The 16,006-nt window shown below is 36.9% G+C and carries 14 protein-coding genes; 8 read left to right on the top strand and 6 right to left on the bottom strand.

Annotated elements, in window-relative coordinates; translation table 11 throughout:
• The first annotated feature begins 145 nt into the window (after window positions 1-145).
• From MQX03_RS04465 to MQX03_RS04435, 7 genes are all read left to right on the top strand, one after another.
• Entirely contained in the window at window positions 146-1,114 is a 969-nt protein-coding gene (locus tag MQX03_RS04465; protein WP_242801806.1) for a glycoside hydrolase family 43 protein, read from the top strand.
• Between the two features lie 172 nt (window positions 1,115-1,286).
• Window positions 1,287-3,320: an alpha-glucuronidase gene (locus tag MQX03_RS04460; RefSeq protein WP_242801805.1), complete on the top strand. Its 2,034-nt coding sequence runs from the start codon at window positions 1,287-1,289 to the stop codon at window positions 3,318-3,320.
• A gap of 118 nt (window positions 3,321-3,438) precedes the next feature.
• Window positions 3,439-4,092 carry a fructose-6-phosphate aldolase gene (fsa, locus tag MQX03_RS04455; RefSeq protein WP_242801804.1) on the top strand — a complete coding sequence of 218 codons (654 nt, stop codon included), beginning with the start codon at window positions 3,439-3,441 and terminating at the stop codon, window positions 4,090-4,092.
• Between the two features lie 3 nt (window positions 4,093-4,095).
• Window positions 4,096-4,944 carry a transketolase gene (locus MQX03_RS04450; protein ID WP_242801803.1) on the top strand — a complete coding sequence of 283 codons (849 nt, stop codon included), beginning with the start codon at window positions 4,096-4,098 and terminating at the stop codon, window positions 4,942-4,944.
• A gap of 292 nt (window positions 4,945-5,236) precedes the next feature.
• On the top strand, window positions 5,237-6,190 hold the full coding sequence (locus MQX03_RS04445) for a transketolase family protein (RefSeq protein WP_242801802.1): 954 nt from the start codon (window positions 5,237-5,239) through the stop codon (window positions 6,188-6,190).
• Between the two features lie 112 nt (window positions 6,191-6,302).
• Window positions 6,303-7,490, top strand: a complete 1,188-nt coding sequence (gene galK / locus MQX03_RS04440; protein WP_242801801.1) for a galactokinase — start codon at window positions 6,303-6,305, stop codon at window positions 7,488-7,490.
• A complete protein-coding gene (locus MQX03_RS04435) occupies window positions 7,450-8,532 on the top strand; it encodes a UDP-glucose--hexose-1-phosphate uridylyltransferase (protein ID WP_242801800.1) in 1,083 nt (360 codons plus the stop codon). Before galK ends, MQX03_RS04435 begins: the two co-directional genes overlap by 41 nt.
• 477 nt (window positions 8,533-9,009) lie before the next feature.
• Here the strand turns inward: MQX03_RS04435 and MQX03_RS04430 are convergent, their stop codons facing one another.
• From MQX03_RS04430 to ccoN, 3 genes are all read right to left on the bottom strand, one after another.
• Entirely contained in the window at window positions 9,010-10,782 is a 1,773-nt protein-coding gene (locus tag MQX03_RS04430) for a hypothetical protein (protein ID WP_242801799.1), read from the bottom strand.
• Between the two features lie 161 nt (window positions 10,783-10,943).
• Window positions 10,944-11,819, bottom strand: a complete 876-nt coding sequence (locus tag MQX03_RS04425; RefSeq protein WP_242801798.1) for a cbb3-type cytochrome c oxidase N-terminal domain-containing protein — start codon at window positions 11,817-11,819, stop codon at window positions 10,944-10,946.
• A gap of 24 nt (window positions 11,820-11,843) precedes the next feature.
• Window positions 11,844-14,123, bottom strand: coding sequence for a cytochrome-c oxidase, cbb3-type subunit I (ccoN, locus tag MQX03_RS04420; RefSeq protein WP_242801797.1), 2,280 nt, complete (start codon window positions 14,121-14,123; stop codon window positions 11,844-11,846).
• A 123-nt stretch (window positions 14,124-14,246) separates the two neighbouring features.
• On the opposite strand from ccoN, the gene MQX03_RS04415 reads away from it, so the two are divergent.
• Window positions 14,247-14,600, top strand: coding sequence for a helix-turn-helix domain-containing protein (locus tag MQX03_RS04415; RefSeq protein ID WP_242801796.1), 354 nt, complete (start codon window positions 14,247-14,249; stop codon window positions 14,598-14,600).
• Window positions 14,601-14,659: 59 nt separating this feature from the next.
• On the opposite strand, the gene MQX03_RS04410 is transcribed toward MQX03_RS04415, so the two are convergent.
• The 3 genes from MQX03_RS04410 to MQX03_RS04400 form a co-directional block, all read right to left on the bottom strand.
• Window positions 14,660-15,064 carry a hypothetical protein gene (locus tag MQX03_RS04410; RefSeq protein WP_242801795.1) on the bottom strand — a complete coding sequence of 135 codons (405 nt, stop codon included), beginning with the start codon at window positions 15,062-15,064 and terminating at the stop codon, window positions 14,660-14,662.
• A gap of 147 nt (window positions 15,065-15,211) precedes the next feature.
• Entirely contained in the window at window positions 15,212-15,427 is a 216-nt protein-coding gene (locus MQX03_RS04405) for a hypothetical protein (protein WP_129533753.1), read from the bottom strand.
• A 209-nt stretch (window positions 15,428-15,636) separates the two neighbouring features.
• Window positions 15,637-15,999, bottom strand: coding sequence for a response regulator (locus MQX03_RS04400; protein WP_242801794.1), 363 nt, complete (start codon window positions 15,997-15,999; stop codon window positions 15,637-15,639).
• Window positions 16,000-16,006: the final 7 nt, after the last annotated feature.

Below are 16,006 nucleotides of genomic sequence, written 5' to 3'. Positions count from 1 at the left end.
AATTATATGTTACATTTTTCTGTTTTGCTCTTTTGAAAGGCTTGAAAGCACAGCAATCCTTTTGTGACTTTTGTGGTTAGAAAATATTGTTGTTCATTAAAATCTATTATCTATCAGTCTATTATCTAAATATCTATATTAAAAAATGAAACAACCAAAATATCTATTCCCGAAAGATTATATGGCAGATCCTTCCGTACACGTTTTTGAAGGCAAAATCTACATTTATCCATCACACGACCGTGAAAGTGGCATCGAAGAAAACGACAACGGAGACCACTTTGATATGAATGATTATCACGTTTTTTCTCTTGATGATGTAGAAAACGGCGAAATTACAGATCACGGTGTTGTCCTTTCGGTAAAAGATATTCCTTGGTCGGGAAGACAGTTGTGGGATTGTGATGTGGCTTTCAAAAATGGAAAATATTATATGTATTTTCCTTTAAAAGATAAAAATGACATCTTCAGAATTGGCGTTGCTGTGAGCGACAAACCTTACGGACCTTTCATTCCTGAGAAACATCCGATGATGGGAAGCTACAGCATTGACCCTTGTATTTTTGAAGAGGATGGAAAACATTATATGTATTTTGGTGGAATCTGGGGCGGACAATTGCAGCGTTACAGAAACAACAAAGCTTTAGAATCTGCAGTAATTCCAAATGACGATGAACCGGCAATTCCCTCAAAAGTTGCATTGTTAAGCGATGATATGCTGGAGTTCAGAGAAGAACCAAAAGATGTTCTGATTCTGGATGAAAACGGAAATCCTTTGCTTCACGGTGACAAACACCGTTTTTTCGAAGCGTCCTGGATGCACAAGTTTAACGAAAAATATTATTTTTCTTATTCTACCGGAGACACACATTTGATTTGCTATGCAACCGGCGACAACCCGTATGGTCCATTTACTTTTCAGGGAGAAATTCTGACGCCTGTCATTGGCTGGACAACCCATCACAGTATTGTTGAATTTAGAGGAAAATGGTATCTGTTCTTCCACGATTCTGTTCCGAGTGAAGGAAAAACCTGGCTTAGAAGTATGAAAGTAATAGAATTGGAATACGATGAAGATGGTAAAATTAAAACCATTCAGGGCTTACAAGAATAATCTATAAAAAGTCCCGAAGGGACGCTTTAACGAAGGATAGGATGAAATCCTATTGTCAATAGGAACGGGTAATGTCATCCTGAGCGGAGTCGAAGGAAGCCCATTCAAAAAGACAACCTACAAATTTGGCTTTAGCCAAAACTTATTTAAATAAAAATTAAAAGCAAATCTAATGCGCTATTTCCGACTGTACATCCTATTATTTCTAATGATTCCTTTGACGATTTTCGCAGAAGACGGCAGTCAGCTTTGGCTTCGGTTTCCGGCAAAAAATGGAGTTTCGGCAGAGAAAATCATTTCCAAAGGAAACAATCCGACTCTGAATATTGCCAAAAAAGAATTGATTAATCATTGGCAAGGTCAGGAAGTCGAACTTCGCACGGATAAATCATTAAAAAATCTAAAAGGCGGTTATAAAATAAAATCAGCTCAGAACAAACTGGTTATTTCTGCAGAAAAAGAAATCGGATTGCTTTATGGAGTCTATCATATTTTGCGTTTACAGCAGACAAAATCTTCATTAGCAAATCTTGATATTACTGAAAAACCATCCTACGATGTCAGAATTCTCAACCATTGGGATAATCTTGACGGAACTATTGAACGTGGTTATGCCGGACATTCGCTTTGGAAATGGGAAGATTTGCCCAATACAATTTCTCCGAGATACGAAGAATATGCAAGAGCGAATGCATCTATTGGAATTAATGCAACTGTTCTCAACAACGTCAATGCTTCGCCCAATATGCTCCGCAAAGACTATCTTGAAAAGGTAAAAGTTCTGGCAGATATCTTCAGACCTTACGGAATCAAAGTTTATTTATCAGTCAATTTTTCTTCCCCAAAAGTTTTAGGCGGATTGGGAAATTCTGACCCTTTAAACAAAGATGTCCAGAAATGGTGGAAAGACAAAGCTTCCGAAATTTATAAATTAATTCCTGATTTCGGAGGATTTTTGGTTAAGGCCAATTCTGAAGGACAGCCGGGACCGCAGGATTACGGAAGAACGCACGCAGACGGCGCCAATATGATGGCAGACGTTTTGAAACCTCACGGCGGAATCGTGATGTGGAGAGCGTTTGTGTACAGTCCGAGCAAAGAAGACCGAGCAAAACAGGCTTATTTGGAATTTGTTCCTCTTGATGGAAAATTTAGGGATAATGTAATTGTTCAGATTAAAAACGGACCTGTTGATTTTCAGCCTCGGGAAGCGTTTAATCCGCTATTTGGAGCATTGAAAAAAACACCGGAAATGGTTGAATTTCAAATTACTCAGGAGTATTTAGGTTTCTCAAATCATTTGGTTTTTCTCGCACCTTTGTTTAAAGAAACTTTAGACAGCGACACGTATTCTGACGGAAAAGGTTCTACAATTGCCAAAATTACGGACGGAACTTTAAGGCCAGCAAAATTAACCGCAATTTCTGCGGTTGCAAACATTGGTGAGGATAAAAACTGGACAGGGCATCATTTTGCACAAGCCAATTGGTATGCTTTCGGACGTTTGGCTTGGAACCACGATTTGACTTCTGACCAAATAGCTGATGAATGGATTAAAATGACGTTTAGTGATGATGAAAAATTCCTCAATCCAGTAAAAGAAATGATGCTCACCTCAAGAGAAACTGCCGTAGATTATATGATGCCGCTTGGTCTTCATCATATTTTCGCAGGTGGACATCACTATGGTCCGGAACCTTGGGGCGATTACAAAGGCGGAAGACCTGATTGGTCGCCGGTTTATTATCACCAAGCTAATGCAGAGGGAATCGGTTTTGACAGAACCAAAACAGGAAGCAATGCTGTTTCACAATATTTTCCTCCACTCAACGATATCTACGGAAATATCAAAACGACTCCCGAAAACCTCATTCTTTGGTTCCATCACGTTCCGTGGGATTATCAGATGAAAGACGGTAAAACTTTGTGGGAAGAACTCTCTTACAAATATGATAAAGGCGTAAAAAATGTCCGTGAATATCAAAAAGTTTGGGATAAAATGCAGCCTTACGTTGATGAAGAAAGATTCCAACAAATTCAATCAAAATTAAAAATTCAGTCAAAAGATGCCGTTTGGTGGAAAGATGCCTGTCTCCTTTATTTCCAGACGTTTTCCAAAATGCCGATTCCTTATGATATCGAAAGACCGGTACACGAACTGGAAGATTTGAAGAAAATCAAACTCAATATGGGTCACCACAATTAATAAATCAATTTTAAAAATCACGCAATAACTTTCTGAATCTTTTTTAAGACAGGAAGTTGTTGGCTAAATAAATTAAGTGTAAATTTAACACTTAAATAAAAATTAAAATATAAAACCTATGAAATTTTTTATAGACACTGCCAACTTAGAGCAGATTAGAGAAGCTAACGACCTCGGAATTCTGGATGGCGTTACGACCAATCCATCTTTGATGGCAAAAGAAGGAATCAGCGGAACAGAAGCTATTTTGCAACATTACAAAGACATTTGTGACATTGTTGACGGTGATATTTCTGCGGAAGTCCTTTCCACAACTTACGAAGAAATGATTGCAGAAGGTGAAATTCTTGCAGCAATTCATCCAAATATCGTCGTTAAAATTCCAATGATAAAAGATGGTGTGAAAGCTCTAAAATATTTTTCTAACAAAGGAATCAAAACCAATTGCACCTTGATTTTCTCTGCCGGACAAGCTCTTTTGGCAGCAAAAGCCGGTGCAAGCTACGTTTCTCCGTTCTTGGGAAGATTGGATGATATTTCGACAGACAGTTTGAATCTTATTGAAGAAATCCGTCTTATTTTCGACAATTATGGCTACGAAACAGAGATTCTTGCGGCTTCTGTAAGACACAGTATGCACATCATCAATTGCGCAAAAATTGGTGCCGATGTCGTGACTTGCCCGATTCAGCCGATTCTTTCGTTATTAAAACATCCTCTGACAGATTCAGGACTGGAGCAGTTTATCAAAGATTCACAAAAAATGCAATAATTTATGCAGCACGATATTTCAAAACTTAATCATATCGCTTCGCAGGTAAGAAGGGATATTGTAAGAATGGTTCACGCCTGTCAATCCGGTCATCCCGGCGGTTCGCTCGGATGTGCAGACTTTCTGGTCGCTCTTTATTTTGATGCGATGAAAAGAAAAGAAGGGTTTGATATGAAGGGTAAAGATGAAGACGTATTTTACCTTTCCAACGGTCATATTTCCCCTGTTTTCTACAGTGTTTTGGCGCACGCAGGTTATTTTGATAAATCGGAACTGGCAACTTTCAGAAAACTGAATTCAAGATTACAGGGACATCCCACCACGCACGAACATCTTCCGGGCGTTCGTATTGCTTCGGGTTCTCTTGGACAAGGCTTGTCGGTCGCAATCGGTCACGCAATCGGAAAAAAACTTAATAAAGACGAAAATCTTGTGTTCACTCTTCACGGCGATGGCGAATTGCAGGAAGGACAAAACTGGGAAGCCATAATGTACGCCTCTCACAACAAGGTCGATAATATAATTGCAACGGTAGATTTTAATGGTCAGCAGATTGACGGACCGACTTCCAAAGTGCTTTCTTTAGGAAATCTAAAAACAAAATTCGAAGCCTTCGACTGGAAAGTTCTGGAAGTAGAAAAAGGAAACGATATGGAAGAAATTCTTAAAGTTCTGGACGAAGCAAAATTATTGACCGGACAAGGACAACCTATTTGCATTCTCCTGAAAACAGGAATGGGTCACGGTGTCGATTATATGATGGGAAGCCACGCCTGGCACGGAAAAGCACCTAATGATGAGCAATTGGCAAAAGCATTAGATCAACTCGAAGAAACTTTAGGAGATTATTAGACTTTAAATTTGGGCAGCTTAATCCGCCTTCCGTTCCCGCTTTTTTCTGTCATTGCGAACGAAGTGAAGCAATCTGTAGAACTTTTAGACCATCGCAATAACAGAAAAAGAGCTCCACTCAAGTCGGGCTACGAGCGATTCGCTGTTCAAAAAAACATCTAAAATCTAATGATTAAATTCCTTTGCTGAGTGAAATCGAAGATTCGACGAAGTCAAACGCCTTTGCGAACGAAAAATATTCTCAATACAAAAAAAATCTTTGCGCTTAAACAACCATCAACAGATAAAAACAATGAAAAAATATACCTACACAGAAAAAAAAGATACCCGAAGCGGTTTCGGAGCCGGTCTCGCAGAACTGGCAGACAAAAATCATGATGTCGTAGCACTTTGTGCCGACCTTATCGGTTCCCTAAAAATGGAAAGATTCATCGAGAAAGCACCGGAGCGTTTTTTCCAGATCGGAATTGCCGAAGCCAATATGATTGGGATCGCAGCAGGATTGGCCATCGAAGGAAAAATTCCATTTACGGGAACTTTCGCCAACTTTTCTACCGGAAGAGTTTATGACCAGATTCGTCAGTCGGTGGCGTATTCTGATAAAAATGTAAAAATCTGTGCATCTCACGCTGGATTGACTTTAGGCGAGGATGGCGCAACACATCAGATTCTGGAAGACATCGGATTAATGAAAATGCTTCCCGGAATGACGGTTATCAATACTTGCGATTACAATCAGACAAAAGCAGCAACCATTGCCATTGCAGATTACGAAGGTCCGGTTTACCTACGTTTCGGAAGACCTGTAATTCCTGTTTTTACCGATGAAAATCAAACTTTTGAAATCGGAAAAGCCTGGATGGTGAATGAAGGAAAAGATGTAACGATTATTGCAACCGGACATTTGGTTTGGGAAGCGATAAAAGCAGGCGAAATCCTGGAAGAGCAGGGAATTGATGCTGAAATTATCAATATTCACACAATCAAACCTTTGGATGCTGAAGCGATTTTAAAATCTGTAAAGAAAACGGGTTGCGTTGTGACTGCAGAAGAACACAACAGATTTGGCGGTTTAGGAGACAGCGTTGCTCAACTTTTGATTACAGAATATCTTGCACCTCAGGAATATGTTGCCGTAAACGATAGTTTCGGAGAAAGCGGAACACCAGATCAATTGATGGAAAAATACGGTTTAACTGCAAACGACATTGTTGAAGCCGCAAAAAAAGTAATGAAAAGAAAGTAATTGCTTGATTTAAAATATGCCACGAATGCAGGAATAAATTTTATATTTTTTCCAAAAAAACATTCGTGTATTCGTGGCAAAAAAGATTTAAAATCATAAATTGCAGTCACCTATGCAGGAGAAATTAATCAAACATACCAAAGAGGCATTTCAATCAGCCTTTCAATCTGAACCTGACAGCTTTTTTCTGGCTCCCGGAAGAATTAATATTATCGGTGAACACGTTGATTACAGCGATGGTTTCGTTCTTCCAGCCGCCATCGACAAGCATATTTGTTTTGCCGTAAAAAAGGTGGGTGAGTCAGAAAACTGTACTTTTTTTGCGAAAGATTTTAATGAATCTTTTAGTTTTAATATTCATCAAAAGCAAACTCCGGTTGAGCAGATCTGGGTCAATTATTTGCTGGGTGTTTTCAATGCAATCCAGGAAAGTGGAAAACAGATTGGCGGTTTGCAGATTGCCTTCAGCAGTACGATTCCGATGGGTTCAGGCTTGTCGTCTTCCGCAGCTTTGGAATGCGGATTTGCTTATATTCTCAACCAGATTTTTGATTTAAATTTATCTAAAAAAGAATTGGCACTCATTGGTCAGAAATCCGAGCACACCTTTGTTGGCGTAAAGTGCGGAATTATGGATCAGTTCGCATCCGTTTTCGGAAAAGAACACCAAGTGATAATGCTCGACTGCAATTCTCTGGAGCATCAGTATTTTGAAGCTAATATTGAAGGGTACAGTCTTGTGCTTTTCGACAGTTGTGTAAAACATACGCATCTGACTTCAGGCTACAACGACAGGAGAAATGATGTTGATAACGGAAAGAAAGTACTGTGGAAAAAATTCCCGGAAGTAGAAAAATTCAGAGATTTCAGCTTTTCAATGTTGGATGAAGTGAGAACGGAAATAGGAGAGACATCTTACAAAAGATGTCTGTATCTTTTGAAAGAAATAAAAAGAGTAGAAAAAGCTGCCAAAGCCTTATCTGAAGGCGATGTGAAATATTTGGGAGAACTTCTTAACGAAACTCATTCCGGACTTTCAACAGAATTTGAAGTAAGCTGCGGAGAATTGGATTTTATGGTGGAAGAAACTTTAAAAGAAAACGGCGTTCTGGGCGCAAGAATAATGGGTGGTGGCTTTGGCGGATGCAGTATCAATCTTATAAAAGATGAAAATGTAGATGAAGTGATTAAAAACATCAGTGCAAAATACAGAGCTGATTTTGATATCGAAATGAAAGTGTACCGTGTAAAAATATCAGATGGAATTAGAGAATACAAAAAGAATGAATTCGTCATTTAATCAAAAGCAGCACCCTCACAGAAGATACAATCCGCTTTTGGATGAATGGATTCTAGTGTCTCCGCAACGAGCCAACCGACCTTGGCAGGGACAAACTGAAAAAGTAACCGAAGAAAAACTTCCTTCCCACGACCCGAATTGCTACTTATGTTCGGGAAATGTACGTGTGAATGGTGATAAAAATCCTGATTATAAAGGTGTTTTTGTTTTCGAAAACGATTTTGGTTCTTTGATGAAAGATGATGTTGAATTTTCTGATGAACAATCGGATTTTTTTTCATTAAAACCGGAACGAGGTATCAACAGAGTTATTTGTTTTTCGGAAAATCACAGCCTGACTTTGCCAGAAATGGAAGTCGACGACATCAAAAAAGTGGTAGATGTTTGGCAACAGCAGTACGAAAATTTGGGAGCTGAAGATTACATCAATCATGTTCAGATTTTTGAGAACAAAGGAAGTGTGATGGGGTGCAGCAATCCGCATCCACACGGACAGATCTGGGCACAGTCTTCGATTCCGTCGACAGTTTTGAGAACTCAGGAAAATCTTAAAAAATACTTTGATAAAAACGGAAGTTCACTTTTAGAAGACTATGTTAAAAAAGAATTAAAAGCCGAAGAAAGAATCATTCTTGAAAATGAGGATTTCGTCGCATTAGTTCCGTTTTGGGCAGTCTGGCCTTATGAAACAATGATTGTCAGTAAAAGAAAAGCGGAAGATATCCTTCAATTTTCTGATTCCGAAAAGCTTTCTTTGGCTTCAATAATAAAAGATTTAACCACAAAATACGACAATCTTTTTGAGATTTCGTTTCCATATTCAGCAGGAATCCACCAATCGCCGACTGATGGGAAAGAGCATACTGAATGGCATTTTCATATGCATTTTTATCCGCCGTTGCTGCGAAATGCCGAAGTAAAAAAATTTATGGTAGGTTACGAAATGCTGGCAGAACCACAACGTGATATTACCCCAGAGCAAAGTGCAGAGATTCTTAAAAAATTATCACTGATACACTATCGAAAGAAAGACAGTTTGTAAAATTTATTTAAGAAATTTTAAGGCTTTCTAAAGTAAACAGTATTTCTATTATTTAACCTCCATCAATATGGAAGTCCCTGCACGGCCAGAGAATTGAAAGCAAAGGGAATAAGTACCTCACGCCCTTTTTTTGCAACCTGAGAAGTATTGTGAAGAAAAAATTTAAAAAAACCACCAATTAGCTACGCCGAACCACTTCGTTAGGTTTCTTCTCACCGATACCCTGTTGTAGAGAATTATATGAATTAGAATTTTTAGGTTAAAAACAGCAAATAGGTCTGGGTGTCAGATATTATCTATATCCATACAGGTCTGGTTTGGTTGTACCTTATTACGGTCATTGATCTGTTTGACAGAAAGGTTATTTTCGTCAATAACTGGAAAAAACATTACCCGAAGTATGAGCGGAATTGCGAAGCACATCACGAATACCAAAATAAAAACTAATAAGTAAAAGGAAATTGTTATGACAATGTTTTATTCCAATAACAATAATTTATATTTTTGAAGTTCAGCAGCAATAGTCTCAGCTTGTGGTCTGAAAAATGATAAATTTTTAAACATCTCATCATAATAAGCAATCCCATTCAGTATATTTTGTTTAAAATAATTCCATTTTTTTTGTTCCGTTAAATTTGTTTCAGATAGTTTTGAGATATGCTTTTTAAAGTAATCTACGTACATTTTTAATTCGTTGACAAACATATTTGGACGATAAGAGGATGAAAGGATATTACCATTTCCATAAATATGCTGTATCATTTGTGAAAGAGTCACTTCACTGTCGAAATAAGCAAGATTAGGCCCGGGGCAAATAACTACTCCTTGTTTTTCACCTTTTATTTCGATTCCGTGTTCTAAGTAAGCCGCATTTGCGAGACCTACACATAAGCATGATTTCTCTATAATTTCCTCTTTTTCTTTTGAAAATTCTTGTGAATTCTTAATATCTTTAGTTTTCAACAGCTCATCAAGCTTTAAATTCTGAAACTTTTTAGATGCTGTACAAATGCCTTTAGGTGAATATTCTTTATTTAAAGCCAATAATTTTTTAGGACAAGAGCTGCCATAATTCTTTTTTGATTTCCTGAGAATTTCATTGGATGAACCTCTTACTGTGTTAAATGGAACTCCTAATGGCGATATATTACTAAGGTAAAAATCATTCTCTTTTGACATTGCTAATAGTTTTCGGGTTTCAAAATCTACAGACGTTGCTTCCGGAACCAGTAAAAACGGTGAACCCCAGCCTACACTATCAATATTATAATTTTCTAAAAGAAATAGATGTTCTTCAGCAGTTCCCACTCCTCCTTGTACCGTAATTTTCATTAAAGACGGTTTGCTGGGAATATGTTTGTTTTTATTTTGAAGTGACGACACCATTAAAGTAAAAGCAGACTCAATCAGCTCATGTTTTCTTTGCTTGAATTCTTCTAAAATAGGACCCAATAAAAAGCCATCTGAAGCAAATGCATGTCCGCCACAGTTTAATCCTGATTCGATTCTGTATTCACTGACCCACAAACCCTTTTTCGCCAAAAAGTTACCTTGAATCATAGCAGATCTGAAATCGCTGACCTTGATAATGATTTGCTTCTTGAGATAATCGTTATTGTCAGGATAAAAATCCTCAAATTGTTCTATATAACTGTATAATTTAGGATTAAAACCGGCAGAAAGTACCATTGAAGAAGATAACTTACTTTTTGCAAAACCACGCAGAGATGAGTGAGCATCATTGTAGATATTAGGCAGCTGTTCATTTTTGAGAAAATTTTCCTTGTCGACTTTAGTCATAATGTTAACGTCAATGCTGCCAGGAGAAAGGTGTTTGTTTACATAGTTTTTTAAATCTGCCATTTGATCTCCTTTGCTCGAAATAAATTGCTGCAATTGTGCTTTTATTAATGAGGTATTGGGAAGTATGGCAATAAAGTTTTTCAGGGTAACTATATTGCTTATAAGATCTTTTTTGAAAGCTTGAAATTTATTATTGACAATATCATCTACCATGTTAAGATATGCTGTTATTCTTTCACAGCGGTAATCATAGGTCTTTGTTGAAATTGCCTTGTATTTTATATTAAACTTCTCACTGTAAAAGCTTCTCATTTTTTCGATAATCTCATCATCAATAATAGAAATCACAGATGATATTCCTAAATGAGCCAGACGAATAGGGGTATCGATAGTGTAAGCTAATCCCATCACAGGAATATGGAAGTTGTGTATAGGTTTGATATTCATTTTTTTTAATAAATAAAGTGAAATTGTTTGTAGAGTTTTAAAAAATGCCCTTGTCAAAGCAAACTCATTGAGATGGAAAAAGTGAATAGTTTAGAAATTTTGTAAACTAAGACAAAGGCAATATCTTCTTAATTATTGATTTATAAATTTGACGAGACATACTACTCCCAATTGGCTGCTTTACCTTGAGGTGCCGCACCACCCAAAGCTTCGGTAATTGGTGATTTTTCCTGATTGATGTGGTAAATGTAAGCTGCAACTTTCTCTGCTTCTCGTCCTGTTATTGTACCATCTTTGATGAATGGCCGCATGGTAGGATTATTGGGCGAACCATTTTCAAGCATCCAGAATACATTTTTGAAAAGACTTTTTTCTTTAATATTGATCCAATAAGTATCGGTTAGATTGGGGCCAATTCCGCCTTTTCCTGAATCTGAATGACACGATACGCAATTGGTTTTGAAAATCTGTTCACCTTCTGCAATATTATCAGCATTATATTTTGCGGTTTCTATATCAATTTGCGGGGTAGTTTTTTCATATTCTGCGATTGATGCAAGCATGGTTTTGGTTTCTTTGTCATATTCGGCATCAGGATGAGCATAATCTGTGAATGCAAATGCAATGATGTAGACGACGCAGAAGACAATTCCGAAATAGAAAAGACCAATCCACCATTTGGGTAAAGAGTTGTCTAGCTCTGTGATTCCGTCGAAACCGTGGTCGATAAGAAGGTCTTTTTCCTCAGTCTGAGATTGTTTTTTAAAGGCAGAGTTCCAAAGTTTCTGAAAATAAGGTGTTGATTTTTCTGTTAAATATTCCTTTTTCTCATCATCTGATAGCTTGTTAAAATTTTCGTTTTCTACTAAATCTCCGATAGAATGCATGATGAAAAGCAGAATGACAACAATCACAAGCAATGCCCAGAAAAATGGTGAAGTAAAGTAACCGGAATCTGATGCGAACATCTCGAATGCCATAAAGGTAAATCCTAATGTTACTGCGATGTATATTGATATTGGGGTTCTCGTTTTCATTTTAATTAAAATTTTTACGATTCATTATTTTACGCTTGCCGTTTTGATGTCGGTTGTTTTGATGTCTGTTCCTAATCTTTGCAAATACGCAATCATAGCGATAATTTCTCTTTGCTCAAGTGGAACAAATGTATTTCCTTTGGCGGTTTTTTCTTCTTCCATTTGATCTTTTACATCAGCTGCTTCAGAATAAATTCGCTTGACAATCGCTGCAGATTGATTATTTGCCCATTGATCTGCAGAATCGATTTGAGCTTTTGTGTAAGGAATGTCAAAAGTGTTTTTCATTAACTTTATCTTGTCAACCATTTGTGAACGATCTAGTTTATTGGTAATCAGCCAAGGGAAACGTGGCATGATTGAACCTGCTGATGTAATTCTTGGGTTGTACATGTGCTTGAAGTGCCATGAATCAGGATTTCTGTCGCCTTCACGATGCAAATCTGGACCTGTTCTTTTTGATCCCCATAAAAATGGTCTGTCATAAACGAATTCTCCTGCTTTGGAATACTGTCCGTTTTTACCGTCAAATCTCATTACCTCATCTCGGAAGGGTCTTATCATTTGAGAGTGGCAAGAATTACAGCCTTCTCTTATGTATAAATCTCTGCCTTCCAATTCAAGTGGAGTATAGGGTTTTACTGCTGATATTTGGGGTAAATTACTCTTTACCGTGAGTGTAGGAACGATTTCTACCAAACCACCGATTGCAATGGCAACAAATGCTAATATGGATAGGAGGTGAGGAGTTCTTTCGAGCCAAAGATGTACGCCTTCGCCTTCTTTTCTTGCACTTCCTACATTGGCCAAAGCTGGTGCTTCTGCTGGAACTTCTTTTTGAAATAAACCTGCTTTGATGGTTTTAAAAACATTAACGACCATTAAAATAGCTCCACTCAAATAAAATAATCCGCCTAAGAATCTTAATTTAAAATAAGGAATAATTGCAGTCACCGTATCTAGCCAGTTTTTCCATAATAAGGTTCCGTCCGGATTAAATTGTTTCCACATCAAACCTTGGGTAAATCCTGCAATATACATTGGTACGGCATAGAAAATAATTCCTAATGTTCCCAACCAGAAGTGCCAATTGGCGAGTTTTTTAGACCAAATTTCGGTTCTCCACATGATCGGTACCAAGTAGTAAACCACTCCGAATGCCATAAAACCATTCCATCCTAAAGCTCCTAAATGTACGTGACCGATAACCCAGTCTGTATAATGCCCGATTTTGTTTAAAGATTTTGTTGCTAAAAGCGGTCCTTCGAAAGTGGCCATTCCGTAACAGGTAATTGCAACTACGAAAAATTTAAGAATAGGATTTTCTCTTACTTTATCCCAAGCACCTCTTAAGGTTAATAGCCCGTTCAGCATTCCACCCCAAGATGGTGCAATCAACATGATTGAAAAACCAGTTCCCACCGCCTGAGCCCAAGCCGGTAAAGCAGTGTACTGAAGATGGTGAGGCCCTGCCCAAAGGTAAACGAAGATCAATGACCAAAAGTGAATGATTGATAATTTGTAAGAAAATACAGGTCTGTTGGCAGCTTTTGGCATAAAGTAATACATTAAACCTAAAACCGGTGTTGTTAATACGAATGCCACTGCATTATGACCGTACCACCACTGTACCAAAGCATCTTTTACTCCTGCGTAGGCAGAATAAGACTTCCAGCTTGTGAATGATAACGGAACTTCAAGATTATTGAAGATATGCAGCATGGCAACAGCAATCCACGTGGCAATATAGAACCAAATCGCTACATATAAATGACGCACTCTTCTTTTGGCAATCGTTCCAAACATATTGATTCCGAAAATAACCCAAGAGAATGTGATCAAAATATCAATCGGCCATTCGTGCTCAGCATACTCTTTTGAAGTGTTGATTCCCATTAAAAATGTAATCACAACGGCAATAATCATAATTTGCCAAGACCAGAAATGAATCCAGGAAAGCGTATCGCTGTACATTCTGGTTTTCAGAAGTCTCTGCATACTGTAATATGCACCGCAAAAGAAAGAATTACACACAAAAGCAAAAATAACAGCACTCGTATGAAGCATTCTGATTCTTCCAAAGCCTAAAGCTCCCTGCGAATTAATCAGCCCCTGAATGTTTCCGCTTCTTAAACTTTGGATAGTTGTATCATCAGTTCCGAATAAAAATTCTGGCAATTCCGGATAAAACAGCATTAAAGCGGCTGTTAATCCTAAAATAAAACCAATAATTCCGAATACGATAGTGGCATAGAGGAATGCCCTGACAATATTATTGTCATAGTGAAATTTTTGCGTCTCCATAATTCCTGTTTGTTGTAAAGAATGATTTTATTTCCTAGAAAACACTTTAAATAAAGGCTTTGCCGAAGTAAAAATAAATATCATGTTACGTGTCTAATGTTTTTTCAAAGGTAATGAGTAACTTTGGTAGAGACTATTAGCTTAGCTTCTAAAATATACCAAAAACTACTAAAGATAAACGGGATGAAAGTGTGTGGGCAGAATATCAGAAAAATCAGAAGAGATCGTGATTTAACGCAAGAATACATGGCATTTGAGATGGGAATTTCTCAAAAAGCATATTCTGATATCGAAAACTCAAAAGTGAAAATTAATCTTGAAATACTTACCAAAATTTCAAAAATTTTAGATATAAAACCTTCGGATGTTTGTAGTATTTCTGATCAATGTAGTGGTGGGGATTATGAAGAAAAGTATAAAGATTTACTTGAATTTATGAAAAAAAATAATCTTCCATTGCCAGAAGAACACTTATAATACCACTGATTTCAGAAAAGAAACAATGGATGTTCTTTGAAAAAATGAAATCATTTACATTATTGAAAAACAATTTTATAATGTCCTTTTTCGTCTTTTACATCAATACCCACACCTTTAAAGGTTAATTTATTAATTTGGTAACCATCACAACCACCTTTGAATTCTGACGATTCTATTGAAAAATTAAACACCTTAAGTGAAGAATAAAAAGTATAGTTTTTTGTACCATTGTAAGCACCCACATTTTCTAAGATAACTTTTCCGTCATCTGTTTTTGTAAGCGTTACCCCGACTTTATTTTCGTCACTGATTGAAAAGGGATCAAGAGTTCCATTGGTGATCAGGTTTTTGTCATCGGCATCAACGAATTCAAAAACAATCGGCATAGGAGCATTATAGCATTCTTCGCCGCAAGCTGTGAAAACAAAAGTCATTAAAAGAAAAAGTACTATTTTTTTCATAGGATAAAGATTAACTCGGTGAAATGTAAAGTTAATCATTAAACTTTTGTCTCCAAAATAAAAAAACGTTGCAGTAGGAGAGTATGAAGGGAGTTATTTGGCTTGCAAATAATTATAAAGATTTGGGTTGGAAAACTGTATGGAAATTTACTTCGGTAGCATAATCATTCTGGCGTTTCCACCTTCACGAATGACGATCAGTTTTCTGTTCACCATGTTTTGCAGGAATGCATTTCTCTCAGCAATTGGGAGATTCAGGATATGATCAAAGTCTCCGAAAAAGTTCCCATTATTTCCACCGGTTTCCTCGTGTTTTTTTCTTACTAACAGAAGTATTTGGTTTTCCATTTCTACTGAGTCCATAGCTTTTTATCGATTAAAAATTGCAGTTGATTACAAATATAGGTTTATAAAATTGTGAAAGAATGCCAATAGAATTTTAAATTAAAAAAAATAAAACATGAAAATAGCTGTTGGAACTTTGCTCTAAAAAGATGTTGAGAATTGATCTAAATTATTCTATGAAAGTCTTATTTTTCTTTAATTAAAAGACAAAAAAATCATTACAATAATTAAGAATCCGTATTTTTTTTAACGACATCAATCATGTCATCAATTCCAAATGGTTTGCCAATAAAGTCATCAGCCAGACATTCTGCCGCCTCGGAAGCAATATTATTAGATGTCGACGTAAGAACAGCAGGTATTTCTTCAGTATCAGGATCAGATTTTAATTCTTTGATAACCTGCGAACCTTTTACAGAACCTTTTATGTGATCATCTACAATTACAATATCCGGATCTATTTTATCAATATTCTTTATGGGGTCTGTGGTCAAAGATCCGGTCACATCAAATCCTTCTTCCTCCAGCACCTGATCCATTATTTGAAGGATATCTTTATTATCTTGTACAAGTACAACTTTCTTCTTCATTTTAAAT

The sequence above is a fragment of the Chryseobacterium aahli genome, assembly GCF_022699665.1.
Taxonomy (GTDB): Bacteria; Bacteroidota; Bacteroidia; order Flavobacteriales; family Weeksellaceae; genus Chryseobacterium; species Chryseobacterium aahli.
This window is presented reverse-complemented; position numbering and strand designations above follow the sequence as displayed.